Source organism: Glycomyces tarimensis (assembly GCF_054776215.1).
In genome coordinates this window covers 279,334-294,804 of the sequence record NZ_BAAHCB010000005.1, presented here as the reverse complement: position 1 = coordinate 294,804, position 15,471 = coordinate 279,334, and the positions used below count along the sequence as shown (strand labels likewise).

General features: G+C 70.3%; 12 protein-coding genes and 1 pseudogene. 2 read left to right on the top strand and 11 right to left on the bottom strand.

What is annotated here, in order from left to right; genetic code table 11:
- The 7 genes from pknB to ACYVK3_RS06925 all read right to left on the bottom strand — a co-directional run.
- The coding region (pknB, locus tag ACYVK3_RS06955; protein ID WP_460496557.1) for a Stk1 family PASTA domain-containing Ser/Thr kinase at positions 1-1,928 on the bottom strand (1,928 nt) is incomplete at its 3' end.
- Positions 1,929-1,996: 68 nt separating this feature from the next.
- Entirely contained in the window at positions 1,997-3,274 is a 1,278-nt protein-coding gene (locus ACYVK3_RS06950; protein ID WP_460496556.1) for a serine/threonine-protein kinase, read from the bottom strand.
- A 45-nt stretch (positions 3,275-3,319) separates the two neighbouring features.
- Complete coding sequence (locus tag ACYVK3_RS06945; protein WP_460496555.1) at positions 3,320-4,780, bottom strand: penicillin-binding protein 2; 1,461 nt, start codon at positions 4,778-4,780, stop codon at positions 3,320-3,322.
- Positions 4,777-6,534 (bottom strand): FtsW/RodA/SpoVE family cell cycle protein, encoded by a 1,758-nt coding sequence (locus tag ACYVK3_RS06940; protein WP_460496554.1) that lies wholly within the window; start codon positions 6,532-6,534, stop codon positions 4,777-4,779. The genes ACYVK3_RS06945 and ACYVK3_RS06940 overlap by 4 nt, the downstream gene beginning before the upstream one ends.
- A gap of 123 nt (positions 6,535-6,657) precedes the next feature.
- Complete coding sequence (locus ACYVK3_RS06935) at positions 6,658-7,887, bottom strand: PP2C family protein-serine/threonine phosphatase (RefSeq protein ID WP_460496553.1); 1,230 nt, start codon at positions 7,885-7,887, stop codon at positions 6,658-6,660.
- 72 nt (positions 7,888-7,959) lie between these two features.
- Positions 7,960-8,439: an FHA domain-containing protein gene (locus ACYVK3_RS06930; protein ID WP_460496552.1), complete on the bottom strand. Its 480-nt coding sequence runs from the start codon at positions 8,437-8,439 to the stop codon at positions 7,960-7,962.
- A gap of 85 nt (positions 8,440-8,524) precedes the next feature.
- Positions 8,525-9,244, bottom strand: a complete 720-nt coding sequence (locus tag ACYVK3_RS06925) for an FhaA domain-containing protein (protein ID WP_026925392.1) — start codon at positions 9,242-9,244, stop codon at positions 8,525-8,527.
- 259 nt (positions 9,245-9,503) lie between these two features.
- Here ACYVK3_RS06925 and ACYVK3_RS06920 point away from each other — a divergent pair.
- A pseudogene (locus ACYVK3_RS06920) lies at positions 9,504-9,845 on the top strand (helix-turn-helix domain-containing protein); the annotation flags it as partial.
- Between the two features lie 34 nt (positions 9,846-9,879).
- On the opposite strand, the gene hisC reads toward ACYVK3_RS06920, so the two are convergent.
- From hisC to nagA, 3 genes are all read right to left on the bottom strand, one after another.
- On the bottom strand, positions 9,880-10,935 hold the full coding sequence (hisC, locus tag ACYVK3_RS06915; RefSeq protein WP_460496551.1) for a histidinol-phosphate transaminase: 1,056 nt from the start codon (positions 10,933-10,935) through the stop codon (positions 9,880-9,882).
- Entirely contained in the window at positions 10,932-11,786 is an 855-nt protein-coding gene (locus ACYVK3_RS06910) for an RDD family protein (protein ID WP_460496550.1), read from the bottom strand. Before ACYVK3_RS06910 ends, hisC begins: the two co-directional genes overlap by 4 nt.
- 500 nt (positions 11,787-12,286) lie before the next feature.
- Positions 12,287-13,390, bottom strand: a complete 1,104-nt coding sequence (gene nagA, locus ACYVK3_RS06905; RefSeq protein WP_460496972.1) for an N-acetylglucosamine-6-phosphate deacetylase — start codon at positions 13,388-13,390, stop codon at positions 12,287-12,289.
- 179 nt (positions 13,391-13,569) lie between these two features.
- Between nagA and ACYVK3_RS06900 the strand changes: the two genes are divergently transcribed.
- Positions 13,570-14,355: a DeoR/GlpR family DNA-binding transcription regulator gene (locus tag ACYVK3_RS06900; protein WP_460496549.1), complete on the top strand. Its 786-nt coding sequence runs from the start codon at positions 13,570-13,572 to the stop codon at positions 14,353-14,355.
- Here ACYVK3_RS06900 and ACYVK3_RS06895 read toward each other — a convergent pair.
- A partial coding sequence (locus ACYVK3_RS06895) for an ABC transporter permease (protein WP_460496548.1) occupies positions 14,342-15,471 on the bottom strand: 1,130 nt, incomplete at its 5' end. The genes ACYVK3_RS06900 and ACYVK3_RS06895 overlap by 14 nt on opposite strands.

Sequence of the window (15,471 nt, the reverse complement as noted above, 5' to 3'; positions counted from 1 at the left end):
CCGCCGCCCTCGCCGCCGCCCTCCTCGTCGCAGGGCTGATTGCCGAGCGGTCCGCAGGTGGTGGGCTCGTCGGTCGGCTCGTCGCCGCCGCCGCTGCCGTCGTCGGTCACCGCGTTGATGGTCACGTCACTGCCGGGGGCCACCACGTCGCCGCTGCTGAGCTCGCCGTTCGGGCCTTGGACGGAGTCGATGACCTCGCCTCCCTCGTCGCCGGCGAGCGTCACGGTGAGCCCGTCGCCCTGGAGTGTCGAGGCGAGGTCCGCGGGCGTCGTGGTCTCGTCCCACGAGACGGTGACACCGGTGACGTAGATCGTCACCGTCGTGCCCTCATCCACTTCGGAGTCGGGGCTGATGTCCTGGCTGTTGACCACGCCGACCGTGCCGCCCTCGCCGGTGTACTGGACGTCCGCGTCGAGCCCTTCGGCCTCCAGCGTCTCGATGGCCTTCGACTCGGTCGAGCCGGTGACGTCGGGGACGACGACCACGCCGCCCTCGGAGACGGTGAGCACCACGGTCGACTCGTAGGGGGCCATCTCGCCGCCCGGGGGATTCTGCCCCAGGACCGTGTTGGGACTCTCCGACGAACTCTGCGGCTGACGCTCCACGGTGAAGCCGAGTCCCTCGAGTGTCTCCCTGGCCTCGTCGAAGTCCTCGCCGAGCACTTCGGGGACCTCGACTTCGCTGGGCGGGACCAAGACGGTGAGGGTCACCGCGGCGCCGTCCTCGACCTCTTGACCGGCCTCGGGGCTCTGTTCGACGACATTGCCGAGGTTCGGGTCGTTCGGGCCTTCGGCCTCGCGCTCCTCGATCGGATCGGCCACGGTCAGACCCGCGGCTTCGATCTCCTGGACCGCCTCGTCCCGTGGCATCTCCACCACATTCGGCACATCGATGCCTGGTGGCTCCTCCGTCGCGTTCATGATCGCCCACGCCCCGAGCCCGACGAGCGCGAGCGCGGCGATGACGCCGAGCGCGATGAGCCAGGGCTTGCGGCGGTTCGAGCGGGACTCGATCGGGGAGATCGGCTCGGTCGCGTCGACCCCGCCGATGACCTGGGTGCGCGCGTCGGCGCCCATGACCATGGGCGCGCTGACCGCTTCGCCGCGGGAGGCGCGGATGAGGTCCTCGCGCATCTCCCCGGCCGTGCGGTACCGGTTCTCGGGGTTCTTCGAGAGGGCCTTCATGACCACGGCGTCCACGGACGCCGGGACGGCCGGGTTCAGCTCCGAGGGGGGACGGGCTTCCTCCCGGACGTGCTGGTAGGCGACGGAGACGGGGTTGTCGCCGGTGAAGGGCGGGTGGCCGACGAGCAGCTCGTAGAGAACGCAGCCGACGGCGTAGACGTCGGAGCGGCCGTCGACGGTCTCGCCGCGGGCCTGCTCGGGCGAGAGGTATTGGGCGGTGCCGATGACCGCCGAAGTCTGCGTCATGGTGGCCTGGCCGCTGGCCAGTGCCCGCGCGATGCCGAAGTCCATGACCTTCACCTGGCTGGTGTCGGACAGCATCACGTTACCGGGCTTGACGTCCCGGTGGATGATGTGGTGCTTGTGGCTGAAGTCCAGCGCCGAGCACATGTCGGCGACGATCTCGCAGGCGACCACCGGGTCGAAGCGGCCCTCTTCCATCAGGACCTCTTTGAGGGTCCTGCCTGTGACGAACTCCATCACCATGTAGGGGATGCCGTGCTCTTCACCGGTGTCGAAGACGGCGACGATGTTGGGGTGGTTGAGCGAGGCCGAGTTCTGGGCCTCTCGCCGGAACCGCACCAGGAACGACTCGTCGCGAGACAGATCGGCGCGCAGCAGCTTCACCGCCACGTCGCGGCCGAGCCGCAGGTCGCGGCCACGGTGGACTTCAGCCATCCCCCCGTAGCCGACGACCTCGCCGATCTCGTATCTGCCGCCGAGCAGGCGGGGCTCTGTCGTCATCGCGTTTTACGTCCTCGTGTTCCGTTCATCGCGGATTGATTCTAGTCGCAGGGCGACCGGATCGGCCGCTATCGGTCCTCGCAGTTGGCTCCGGGCAGGCACTCATGCAACCCTCCGCTCTTGTCCGGGGTCGGGGACGGCTCGGTCTGGGAGGGTGACTCGTCCTGCTCCGGTTCCTCGGTCGATTCGGGGTCGGCATTCTCGGCGGACTGTTCGGCCGGATCGAGCGTCGGGGCGTCATCGCCCTCATCGCCGAAGCCGTTCAGCAGCAACAGCCACACCATACCGCCTATGAGGACCAGCGCGACGATCCCCACGAGCGCACCGAGCAGGGCCTTGTTCGGCCCCGGCTTCGCGGCGGGCGGGAGCCGACCGGGCGCGCCCAGGTGGACTTCGCCGGGCGGCGACGGCGCGGACGGTTCGGCGACGGCCGCGAGCGGTCCGCCCATGCCGACGACGCCCGCACCGGGGTTGCGCGAGGGCGGGCCGCTGGGCATCGGCGAGGTCGGCGGGTTGGCCGTGAGCGAGGCGCGCGCGGCGGCGGCCATCTCGGCGCAGGTCGCGAACCGCTGCGACGGGTGCTTGGTCATGGCGCGCTCGACGAAGGCCCGCACGCCCGGCGCGATGCCGGGCGGCAGCGGCGGGGCGGGGGTGCGGACGTGGTGAAGGGCGAGCTCGATAGGGTTCTCGGCGTCGAAGGGCCGCTGGCCGGTGAGGCCGTGGAAGGCCACCACGCCGAGCGAGTACATGTCGGAGGCCGGGAGGACGCCCGTCCCCTCGGCCTGCTCGGGAGCGATGTAGGAGGCGGTGCCCATGACCGCGCCGGTGGCGGTGAGGTCCCCGGCGGCCCCCGAACGCGCGATCCCGAAGTCGGTGAGGACGGCCTGGCCGTTCGAGGCGCGGACCAGGATGTTCCCGGGCTTGATGTCGCGGTGGATGACGCCGTGGTCGTGGGCGTGCTGGAGGGCCTCGGCGACCGCCGCGACGATCGGCATGAGCTCGGCGGGGTCCATCGCGCCGCGCTCGGTGATCAGATCGGACAGGGACTGGCCCTCGATGTGCTCCATGACGAGGTAGGCGGTGGTGTCGCCGCTGGGCAGCGGCGCCTCGCCGTAGTCGTGGACGTTGACGATGTGGGGGTGGGAGAGCGCGGCCACGGTCTTGGCCTCGGCCGCGAACCGCTTCGCGAAGCCGGGCTCGCTCAGCAGGGCGGGAAGCAGCGCCTTGACGGCGACCTTGCGTTCCAGGACGGTGTCCTCGGCTCGCCATACCTCGCCCATGCCGCCCACCGCGATGCGTTCGAGCAGGCGGTAGCGCTGCCCGAGGCGCATTTCGGGGCTCAACACGGCGTGCTCCTTATGTTCTCCGAGGGGATGGACACTTGAGTGTAGCTATTCGCCGCTCAAGACCTGCTCCATGAGGTTGCCGGAGATCTCGGCGGCTTTCGAGGAGCCGCCGTCGCCGTAGGAGTGGAGGAAGACGGCCACGGCCACGGCGGGCTCGCCGTCCTCGTTCATGCCCCAGCCGTGAAACCAGCCGTGGTCGGGCTCGGAGCCGTCGGCCTCGGTGCTGTGTTCGGCCGTGCCGGTCTTCCCGCCGACGGTGAAGCCCGAGACTTCGGCGCTGCCGCCGGTGCCGTCGGTGACGACGGCCTCCATGATCTCCTGGAGCTCCTCCGCGGTCTCAGAGGAGACGGCGTCCCCGGCGGAGTCATCGCCGCCGCGCTGGACCGTGTTGCCCTCGGAGTCGGTGATTTCGCTGATCATCTGCGGCTCCATGCGCTCGCCGCCGTTGGCGACGGTGGCGGCGATGATGGCGTTCTGCAGGACGGTCTCCCTGACCTCCTGCTGGCCGATGCACGCCTGCGCCCGGAAGGCCTCCTCGGACAGGTCGCCGGTCACGGAGGGGACGGCCGGCAGCGGCGACTCGAGCTCCTCGCCGAAGCCGAATGCCTCGGCCGTCTCCTGGACGTCCTCGACGCTGAGCGACTCGACGCACAGCTGCGCGAAGGTGGTGTTGCAGGAGAGCGCGAACGCCTCTTTGAGCGTGTACTCGGAGTTGGGGCACTGGTTCACGGCGTTGGTGATCTCGTGATCGGTGTCCGGTGCGGTGTAGCCGTTCCCGGCGGGCACCATGTCGTCGGGGTCGCCGCCGTTCTCGAGGTAGGCGGCGGCCACGATCGTCTTGAACGTCGAGCCGGGCGGATAGAAGTCGAGCGTGGTGCGGTCGAGCGCGGGGTTGTCCGGATCGTTGTCGACCGCGGCCTTCGCCTCCTCGGCGACGGTGCCGTCGTTGGAGGACATGTCGGTGGGGTCCCAGCCGGGGTGGGACGCCTGGGCGAGGATCTGGCCGGTGCGGGGGTCGATGACGACCGCGCCGCCCTTGACGCCGGCGGCGGCGAGCGCGTCGAAGGCGGCCTGCTGCAGCTCGGGGTCGATCGTGAGGGCCACGTCGCCGCCGGGCTTGGGCTCGCCGGAGACGGTCGACCAGAAGTCGTCGAGGAACAGCAGCGAGCTGGTGCCGTTGAGGACCTCGTTCATCTCCAGCTCCATGCGGCTGGCTCCGTAGATCCGGGACTTGAAGCCGGTGATGTTCCCGTAGTAGACGCCTTCGGGGTATACACGCCGGTAGTCGTACGTCGAGCCCTCCTCGGTCTCGACCGACTGCGCGACGACGACGTCGCCGGCCAGGATCTCGCCGCGCTCGACCTCGTACTCCGAGATGGTGGTGCGCGCGTCGGAGAGGACGCTGTACTCCTCGTGTTCGAAGAAGCCGACCCAGGTGACCTGGACGAGCAGGGCTCCGAGCAGGATCAGTGCGATGACACCGGTGCGTCGCACGGCAGGGTTCACTGGTCGCCCTCCTTCTTGTCGGGGCCGTACGCGTTCGGCGGTTGGGGGCGGTAGTCGAACGCCGAGTTCGGCGGGGACGGCGGCGCCGGGGGGCCGGTCGAGGCCGGGCCTCCGTAGGCGGCGTTCGGCGGCGGAGGGCTGGTGGGCGGGCTCGGATGCGCCCCGCCAGGCCGCGGCGTCGTCGACTGGGGCGGGCTCTGGCCCGGCCGGGGGGCGCCGCTCGTCGGAGCGTTGGCGCCGCCCTGCATCGAGGCGGGGATGATCAGCTCGGTCGGCTGGTCGCCGCCGGGCAGCGGACCGGTCTCGTTCACCCCTGCCGCCCGGGCTGTCGCCTGCTCCTCGGCGGCGCGCCTGGCGGCCTGCTCGGCGAGGAACTCCGGCGGCGCCTCGGTCTTCTGGAGACCGTAGGAGGCCTGCCAGGGCTTGCGGGCATCGTCGGAGACGCGCACCAACAGGCCCAGCAGCAGCCAGCTGGCGACCAGGGAGGAACCGCCGGCGGCCATGAACGGCGTGGTGAGACCGGTCATCGGGATGAGGCCGGTGACGCCGCCGACGACGACGAACAGCTGGAACGTCATCAGGAACGACAGGCCGGCCGCCATGAGCTTGCCGAACTGGTCACGGGACATGACGCCGGCCTTGAAGCCGCGCTCGACCAGCAGCGCGTACATCAGCAGCAGGGCGATCAGCCCGAACAGGCCGGCCTCCTCGCCGAACGCGGCGAGGATGAAGTCGGATTCGGAGGCGGGGATCAGGTTCGGGTTGCCCGCGCCCGGCCCGTTGCCGGTCAGTCCGCCGGCGTTCAGCGCCGCCAGGCCCTGCACCAGCTGCCATGACGACGGGTAGTCGCCCCAGACGTAGTCGGGGTTCCACGGGTCGAGCCAGATCGCCACGCGGACCTGCAGGTGCGCGAAGAAGGGGTAGATCGCCACGCAGCCGCCGATGAACAGCGTCAGGCCGATGACGATCCACGAGACCCGCCGGGTCGCCATGTACAGCATCGCCAGGAACATGCCGAACAGCAGCAGCGAGGTGCCCAGGTCGCGTTCGAAGATCAGCATGAGGAGGCTGGCGGCCCAGACGATCACGATGGGGCCGAGGTCCTTCATGCGCGGGAACTGCAGGCCGAGGAACCTCGGTCCGGCCACGGTGAGCATGTCGCGCTTGCGCACCAGGTACACGGCGAAGAAGATCAGGAGCATCAGCTTCGCGAACTCGCTGGGCTGCACCGAGAAGCTGCTGCCGAAGCGGATCCAGTTCTTCGATCCGTCGGAGCCGGAGATCGAGTACGGCAGGAAGCCCGGCAGAGCGGCGGCTCCGATGCCGACGAACAGCAGGATGTACGAATAGCCGCGCAGGATGCGGTGGTTGCGTACGAGCGCCAGCAGCACGCCGAACATGAACACACCGGCCATGTAGAACATGAGCTGGTTGCCGCCTTGACCCGCGAAGAGCCCCGCGTCGGCGGGCAGCGGCTCGGTCGTCGTCGCCGAGCGGTCGATCCGGCGGATGAAGGCGATGCCGATACCGGTGAGGAACGAGGCGATCGGCACGAACAGCGGATCGGCGTAGGGGGCGAGGAAGCGCACGATGCCCCACGCGACCAGGGAGACGCAGAAGCACACGATCGGCAGTGCGAAGGTGACCGAGGTGGTCGTCTTGGTGAGCGCCAGGTCGATGGTGAGCTGGAAGCAGAAGACGCCGAGGCCCGCGAAGATCAGGAGCGTCAGCTCGCGCCCGATGCGTTTGGGCATGCCGGACAGGGGCGTCAGTGGAGGCTCGGACGGTCCCGTCGGCCGAGCGGTCGCCGACATCGGCTGGGCCATCAGTCCCCCTCGCGTCTCGGAATGACGAAAGCGAGCCTACATTGGCTTCGCCTACTGCTGGCGGCAGTCCTGCGCAGCCGCAGGGACCGAGTCGGACTCGCCGTCCCCAGAGGAGCACAGCGGCACGAGGTTGTCGTTGGCGGCGGAGGAGTCGACCAGTTCCTCGAGCTCGGACCGGGCCTCTTCGAAGCTCCCGGCCCCGATCCCGTCGTCCAGGTCCTCGCGGACCTCGTCGACCGCGTCCGCCGCCGGACGCTCGGACTCGACCTCGAGCCATGCGGCCTCGATGCCGGCGACCTCCACCGGCACGCCCCGGTAGACGCTGATGTTGCCGTCGTCGGAGACGCCGATGAAGTACTGCGTGCGCAGCCACCACAGGCCGCCGCCGGCGACCATCGCCAAGATGACGAGGACGGCCAGGACGGTCCGCCACACTCGCCCGGTGCCGCGCCGCTTCCCGGCGGGCTCGGACTCGGCCTCGTCCTCCTCGGGCTCGGACTCGGCCTCCTCGGAGCCGCGCTTGATCGCCGGCAGCACCGCGGTGTCCGACTCGGCCAGGCGCGCGTCGGCGGCGGCACCGGCGATGACCGGCGTCTGCTCCCCCGGGTCGTCCTCGACCACGTCGGCGATGAGCACCGTCACGTTGTCCGGGGCGCCCGCTTCGAGGGCCTGGCTCACCAGCGACTCGACCGCCTCCATCGGCGTCGAGGCGCTCTGGAGGGTCAAGGCGATGTCGGCGTCGGAGACCGGTCCGGTCAGCCCGTCCGAGCACAGCAGCAGCCGGTCGCCGGCCACGCCCTTCAACGTCTGGAACGCCGGCTCGACCTCCGAGGCGCCCAGGGCGCGCAAGAGCAGCGAGCGCTGGGGGTGCCGCTCGGCCTCCTCGGCGGTGATGCGTCCCTCGTCGACGAGCATCTGCACGTACGTGTCGTCGACGGTGATCTGCTCGAAGCCGCCATCGCGCATCCGGTAGGCGCGCGAGTCGCCGATGTGGACCATGTTGAACCACTCGCCGTCGAACCACAGCGCGGTGAGGGTCGTGCCCATGCCCTCTTTGTTCGGGTCGTCGGCGACCATGCGGCGGATCGCCCGGTTCGCCTCGCCGACCGCGTCCGCCAACTCGTCGGCGACGGAGTCCACCGGCGGCGGCTCGTCCAGCCGCGCCACCGAGTTGATCACGATCGCGGAGGCCAGGTCGCCGGCGGCCATGCCGCCCATCCCGTCGGCCACCGCTATGAAATGCGGACCGGCGTAGACCGAGTCCTGATTGCCTTGCCTCACCACACCGCGGTCCGAAACCGCCGCGTATCGCAGGTGCAAACTCATGAAATCAACCGCCGTCGCAGTGAGGCACTAGGCCCGCAGCTCGAATGATGCACGCCCGATCCTGATCGGGACCCCCAAGGGCACGGGGGTCGGTTGTGTGACTCTAGCGCGTCCCAGGTAGGTGCCGTTCGTGGAGCCCAAGTCCTCGACCATCCACTGTCCATCGCGGGGCGCGACGCGGGCGTGCCGGCTGGAGGCGAAGTCGTCGCGGATGACGATCGTCGAGTCGGGGGCGCGGCCGATCGAGATGGGCTGGCCGGAGAGCACGAACCGGCGCCCGGCCAGGTCCCCGCTGGTCACCACGAGCCACTTCGCGGCCTGCTCCGGACTCGACCGCCCGCCGGGGGCGGGCGGTGCCGAGACCGGTCCGGCGGCCGGTCCGCCGGCGGTCGCGGGCCGGCGCTGCGCGAGCAGGTCCTTGGTGACCGTCCGGGCCGCCGCGAACACGAATAGCCACAGCAGCACGAGAAACCCGAAGCGGGCGACGGTCTGGACTATCTCAGGCATGCGGCACTCCCAGTGGACAAACAATCAGTCCCGAACACGGTAGCCCACGCGGACACGCCGAGGCCGCCCCGCCGTCGGGGCCCTCCTAGCCCGCCTGGAGCGTCAGGGACGTCGTGCCGATCTGGATGACATCGCCGGGCTGCATGCTCACCGTCGTCACGCGCTGGCCGTTGACCAGCGTGCCGTTGGTCGAGCCCAGGTCCGTCACCGACACCTGGCGGCCATCGAAGTCGACGCGCACGTGACGCCGCGAGATGCCGACGTCGGGGAGGCGGATCTGCGCCTGCTCGCCGCGGCCGATCACGGTCGCGCCGTGCGCGACCGAGAACTGGCGGCCATCGGCGGCGACCAGCACCGGACCGGTGGGCGCCTGCGGCTGGGCGGGGCCGTAGCCGCCACCGGAGACCGGCTGCGACTGGTCCACGCCCTCGTTCAGGGCGGCGACCTCGGCGGTCACGCGGAACATGCCGGTGTCCAGGCCTTCGCCGCGTTCGATCTCCACGATGACGTCGCCGTAGACGGTCCAGCCGTTCTCGCCGATGAACTCCGCCTGGGACTGGGCCAGCTCCTGAGCGAGGGCCGCCGCGTAGGGGGCGAGCCGATCGTGGTCGGGCGGGGAGAGATCGATGACGTAGCGGTTCGGCACCAGAACGCGCCCGCCGGCCAGGACGGCCTTGTGGGTCTCGGCCTCGCGCTGCATGGCGCTGGCGATTTCGACCGGGTGCACAACGCCCTTGAACATCTTGTTGAAGGTGCCTTCGAACAGGCCCTCCAGTTGTTTTTCCAAGCGTTGCAGAACGCTCACCGTATCCTCCTCGTCTGACGCCCACCAGGCGGTGACGCTGTCCCTAATTACGCGCGTCGACCTCCGATGGTATCGGCTGGATTCGTGCGACGGCGACCGGTTGAGACGCAAGCCGTCCGCGAGTCGCGCTCAACTCCGCTGTTCGGGTGAGGCGGCGCTCCCTTGTCCGGAACGAGGGACGGCGCCGCAGGTCGGGACCGGTTATGGCGGTTCCGTGTCGGCACAGTGGGTCGGTTTGCGCTTGCCTTCGAGGGCGCGTATGGTGACGCGGGTGACAGATCGCGACATTGGCTCATTCATCCGCGACGTGCGCAAACGCGCGCACGTGTCGTTCCGCGGGCTCGCCGATCAGGCCGGGGTCTCCAACCCGTACCTGCAGGGTGAGCGCGGTGTGCGTCGGCCGAGCTCGGCCGTGATGCGGCAGCTCGCAGCGGCCCTGCGGATGACCACTCCCATCATGTACCTGCGCGCCGGTCTCGGCTCGGAGGAGGGCTCCGCGACCCCGTTGGCGATCGCGACCGACCCCGAGCTCACCGCCAAGCAGAAGCAGACCCTGACCGAGATCTACGACTCCTTCGTTCACGAGAACGAGCGCCTCGCGGGGCTGCCCGCGCAACCGTCCCGCAACTGATGTCCTAGGCCCGCTTGAACGACCGGATCGCCTCCAGCGCCCGGTCGTTCTCCTCGGGCAGCCCGAACGTGACCCGCACGCCGTCGTCTGCGAAGGGGCGCACCAGGATCCCCCGCTCCTCGCAGTGCGCGGCGAACGGCACCGCGTCCGCGCCGAACGGCAGCCAGCAGAAGTTCGCCTGGGTGTCGGGCACGTCCGGCACCACCTCCCGGGCGGCTCGGACCACGCGCTCGCGCTCGGCGACGACGAGCCCGACGCGGCGCCGCATCTCATGGTCGGCCTTGAGCGCCGCGAGCGCGGCGGTCTGCGCGAGTGCGTTGACCGCGAACGGGATGACACACTTGCGCACCGTCGCGGCCACCTCCGGCGAACCGATGAGGTAGCCGGCGCGCAGTCCGGCCAGCCCCCACGCCTTCGAGAAGGTCCTGAAGATCACGGCGTTCGGCCGATCCCCGTACCGCTCAAGGGCATCCGGCACCTTCGGGTCGGTGACGAACTCGCGGTACGCCTCGTCGATGACCACCAGGACCGACTCGTCGACGGCGTCGAACAGCTCGTCGAGCTCCTCGGCCGTGACGGCCTGCCCGGTCGGGTTGTTGGGGCTGCACACGATCACGGCACGCGTGTGGGGACCGACGGCCTTGGCCATCGCGGGAATGTCGTGCCGGTGGTCGGGCGTGTTGGGCACCTGGACGCTCTGCAGGCCGGCGACGGTCGCGGCGATGGGGTAGGCCTCGAACGAGCGCCACGAGTAGACGACGTCGCAGCCCGGCTCGGCGATCGCCTGCATGAGGTGGCCGATGAGGGCCACCGAGCCGGTGCCGGTGGTGATGCGGTCGGCGTCGACGCCGAGGCGTTCGGCGAGCGCGTCGCGCAGCCGCACGACCGCGAGGTCGGGGTAGCGGTGGGTCTGGCCGGCGGCGGCGGCGATGGCGTCGACGACACCGGGCAGCGGGCCGTACGGGACCTCGTTGCTGGAGAGCTTGACGGCTTCGGGCAGCGCCTTCCCGGGGACGTACAGCGGGATGGAGTCGAGGTCGTCGCGGAGCGGCTTGGTCATGCTTCGGGTTCTTTCTCTCGGGGCACGTCCACGACGGCGGTGCCCGGGGACTTGTCGTGCAGGCACTGGCGGAACGGCTTGTCTCGGATGCAGTACAGCCCGTCCAGGACCCACAATATGGCGCCGAACGGGAAGCAGAGCAGGGGGAGCGCAGCGTAGGACCAGCGCAGGAGCAGCCGGCCCCAGCCGAGCTCGGCGCCGGGGGCGAGCGAGACGACCTTGATGCCCATGACGCGCTTGCCGAAGGTCTGGCCGGTGTTGAGCGTGGAGGGGACCTCGTAGGCGAACCACAGTCCCAGGGCGATCAGGCCGATGGTCCACAGCAGGCCGGACTCGGAGGGGACCTCGATCTCGCCCGGCGGGACGCCGCCCATGGCCTGCTCGATCGCCGGGCGGATCTGCTGCAGGTACTGGTAGATGAAGTAGCCGTTGACGACCAGGTTGAGGGCGAAGACGCAGACGATGTCGACGATGCGGGCCGCGAGGCGCTGGCCGGGGTGGGCGAGGACGCGGCCGGCGAGGATGCGGCGGACGTCCTCGTTGGCGATCCAGCCGATCGTGACGCCGAGGGAGCGGATGGGGACGGAGTCGGGGGGCTGGGTGACGCCGGGGGCGCGCTGGACGATCTTCGGCGGGGCCTTGCGGTCGAATCCCTGTCCGAACACCGGATCCTGGCCTGCCTGGTCCGATGGGGACGGATCGGGTTCCGGTGTCGGGTCCTCGACTTCGGGCCGCTCGGGGGGCTCGGCGTCGGCCGGGACGGGCTTGCCGACCCAGGCGGCGCCGTCCCAATAGCGTTGCGTGGCTGGGTCGGCGGGGTCTCGGTACCAGCCCGGTTCGATCGTGGTCATCGTCGCCCATTGTTGCAGCCGAAGCGCGGACATCCCAGGGAGTCGGGGAACCGGGGCTGATGAGGCCCGTGGGGCGCGAAGTGACGGCCGCTGCGGTCGTCGACGTGCCGGCGGCGGCTGCGGTGAAGGCGGGAGGGACGGTGCGCGCAGTGATACGGGCGCAGTGATACGGCCCAGTCGGTGTACTACCTCGACTGGGCCGCTCGTGTTACTCACTGCCACATCCGGACCGAGTTACCAAGCGTGAAGTCAGTATCTGCGGTGTCCCACTCCTAGGCGCGGGGCCCGCTGTGCCTCCCGACGGCTCTAGTCGCACGTGGGTACTCGGCGGCTGTGCGCGGATCCTTCCGGTCTGCGGAGACCGTGTCCCCGGGTAGTCCGTCTGGATCCGTAACTCATTTCTACCCGCATACTGACGGGTAGTAAAGGGCTATCCGCAAAAAAACGAGCAGCGTTCGCCGATCGGCGGTTCGGAGCGGGCACGGCGCCGCCCCGTCGGTTCAGACCTGGAGCCAGGCGCCGCGGCGCATGACCGAGACGAGGCGCAGCTCGTCGTCGAGGACGACGGCGTCGGCGTACTTGCCCGGCTCGATGGCGCCGACGTCGTCGAGTCCGAGGAGCTCGGCGGGGGTCCCCGAGGCCATCCGCGAGGCGGACTCGACGGACTGCCCGGCGAGGGTGACCGCGTTGCGGACGGCGTCGAGCAGCGTGATCGTCGAACCGGCGATGACGTCGGTGCCCGCGACGGTGGCGGCCCCGCCGGTGACCTCGACTTCGTGGCGGCCGAGCCGGTAGGTGCCGTCCTCGAGCCCGGCGGCGTCCATGGCGTCGGAGACGAGGATGGTCCAGGCCGGCAGGGAGGTGTCGAAGGCGAAGCGCATGGTGCCGGGGTGCAGGTGGACCGGGTCGGCGATGATCTCGGAGAAGATTCGCTCGTCGGCGATGAGCGCCGGGATCGGGCCGGGGTCGCGGTGGTCGAAGCGGCGCATGGCGTTGAACAGGTGCGTCGCGGACTGGGCGCCGGCGTCGATGCCGGCCATGGTCTGCTCGTAGCTCGCGTCGGTGTGCCCGATGGAGGGGACGACCCCGCGTGAGTCGAGGAACTCGATGGCCTCGACCGCGCCGTCGAGCTCGGGGGCGATGGTCACCATCTTCACGGCGCCGTCCCCGGCCTCGATGAGTTCGGTGAGCTCGGCGATGTCGGGATCGCGCAGGACCGAGGTGACGTGCGCGCCGCACTTGGCCTCGGAGATGTAGGGGCCCTCGAAGTGCACGCCGGCGAGGGTGCCGTCCTTCACGAGCGGCAGCAGTGACCGGGTGCTCGCGAGCAGGAACTCGTGGGTGGAGGACACCATCGAGGCGACCAGCGTGGTCGTCCCGCGCGAGGCGTGGAACTCGGCGGAGGAGCGGGCCGAGGCGGCGTCGCCGCTCGCGAGCGAGTGCCCACCGCCGCCGTGGCAGTGGATGTCGACGAAACCGGGCAGAACCCAGCCGCTGGGCTCGCCGTCGCGTTCCTCGACGGCCACGATCCGGTCGTCCGCGACGACCAGGGCTCCGTTGACGACCCCGTCCGGGGTGACGATCCGTCCGACCTTCGGCAGCATGACGCCTTCCACTGGCTCTCCCTCGATTCGATCCGGCGTGTGGCAGCTCACGTCGGTGCGGCAGAATGATCGTGAGCGCGCGAGCCTGCAACGAGCATCGCACGCGCGTCCTCGACCATGTTTCGAACACTATCTTGCAAGCAGCGGCGGCCCGCCGCGATACCGACCCGAGGAGAACCGTGGACCGCTACGCGAGGTGGAACACCCTGCTCGAGATCCTCGCCGAGACCGGACGGATCACCGTGGAGGAGGCCGCGAGCCGCCTCGGCGTCTCGCAGGCGACCATCCGCCGCGATTTCGACCAGCTCTCCCAGCAGCAGATGATCACCCGCACCAGGGGCGGGGCCGTCGCCGGGGGCATCTCCTATGACCTGCCGCTGCGCTACAAGACCGCCCGCCACGTCGAGGAGAAGCACCGCATCGGCACCGCCGCGGCCGGCCTGGTGAGCCCGGGGCAGGTGATCGCGCTCAACGGCGGCACGACGATCACCGAGGTCGCGCGGGCCCTGGCTACCCGCACCGATCTGGTGGCGACGCCCGGCTCGACGGGCCTGACGATCGTCACGAACGCGCTGAACATCGCCAACGAGCTCATCGTGCGACCGCACTTGAAGGTCGTGGTGGTCGGCGGGGTGGTGCGTCCGCAGTCCTACGAGCTCATAGGGCCGCTGGCCGCACCGATCCTGCGCGAGATCACGCTCGACATCGCCTTCCTCGGCGTCGACGCGGTCGACATCAAGCTGGGGGCGACCAGCCACCATGAGGGCGAGGCGGCGATCAACGCCCTCATGGCGGCGCGGGCCCGGAAGGTCGTGGTGATCGCCGACGGCTCGAAGATCGGCGGGCACGCCTTCGCCAGGATCTGCCCGACCGACCGGGTCCACACGCTGGTCACCGACGGGAACGCGCCGACCGAGCAGCTCAGGGCCTTCGAGGAGGCCGGCATCCGCGTCATCGTGGTGTAGCGGAGGACTCCGTGTTCGGGTCGAACAGGCTCGGCGGCGACGGGTTGAACGGGTTCGGATCCTGCGTCGTGTCCGCGGGCGCCTCGCCCCGGTCTTCGGCCTTCGGGCGGCCGAGCCGGTTGAGGACCGCGGCCATCGCCAGGCCGAACACCAGCAGGCCGAAGCTGAGCAGGCCGGACCAGCGCTCGTAGCGGGAGACGTCGCCGGTATCGCCCTCGAAGCTGCCCCACAGCAGGAAGACCGCCCAGAGCAGCACCGCGGCGAGCAGGGTGCCGAACACGCCGCCGCGCCGGCCGCGGGGACTGGTGCCGCCGAGGAACACCGCGATGAGCGCGAACAGCTCAACGGAGACGAAGAAACCGAACGGCAGCGCCGCGAAGGTGAACAGCGCCTCGCTGCCCCGTTCGGACTCCATGAAGACCGTCCAGAGGAAACCGGCCCCGGCCGCCAGCAGCGAGGCGACGAAAGCGGTGCCGATGAATGCGAAGACCGTGCGCGCGTCGCGCGCACCGGTGCCGTCGGCCGCCTCGCGCACCGCCACCATGCGGTCGCGGACGCCGGGGGACAGACCGATGAGTCCGCCCACCACCGCGACGACGCCGGCGCCGAGCAGCAGCCAGCCGCCGCCCGGCGACTCCCACACCTCGGGCTCGGGCAGCTCGTAACCGAAGACCTCACCGTCGATCAGCGGCACGAGCGCGATCACCGCCACCGAGATCGCCAAGCCCGCCAGCCACGGCGGTGTCCGGAAGACCAGCGCCAGCAATGCGAAGCCGAGCGTCACCGCCGCGGCGGCCGCGGCGGTGAAGCCGAGACCGATGAGCGGATTGGAGCCGACGAACAGGCCCGGTGCCGAGGCGACGAGCGCCGCCAGCGACGGCAGGGCGAGATTCACCGCGCCGAACCGCACCGACAATCCGACCGCGACCGCCACCAGCAGCAGCGGTGCGAGGAAGGACATCTGCTCGTCCAGCGCGTCCGAGAGCGAAGCGCCGCCCAACGCCTCATCGCGCCGCTGGTAGACCATGAACAGCGCGTTCGCCGCCAGCAGCAGGAGGACCACCTCCCAGATGAGCTGGAAGACGATGCGGTCGCGCGGGGGCTTCGGCCCGGCGA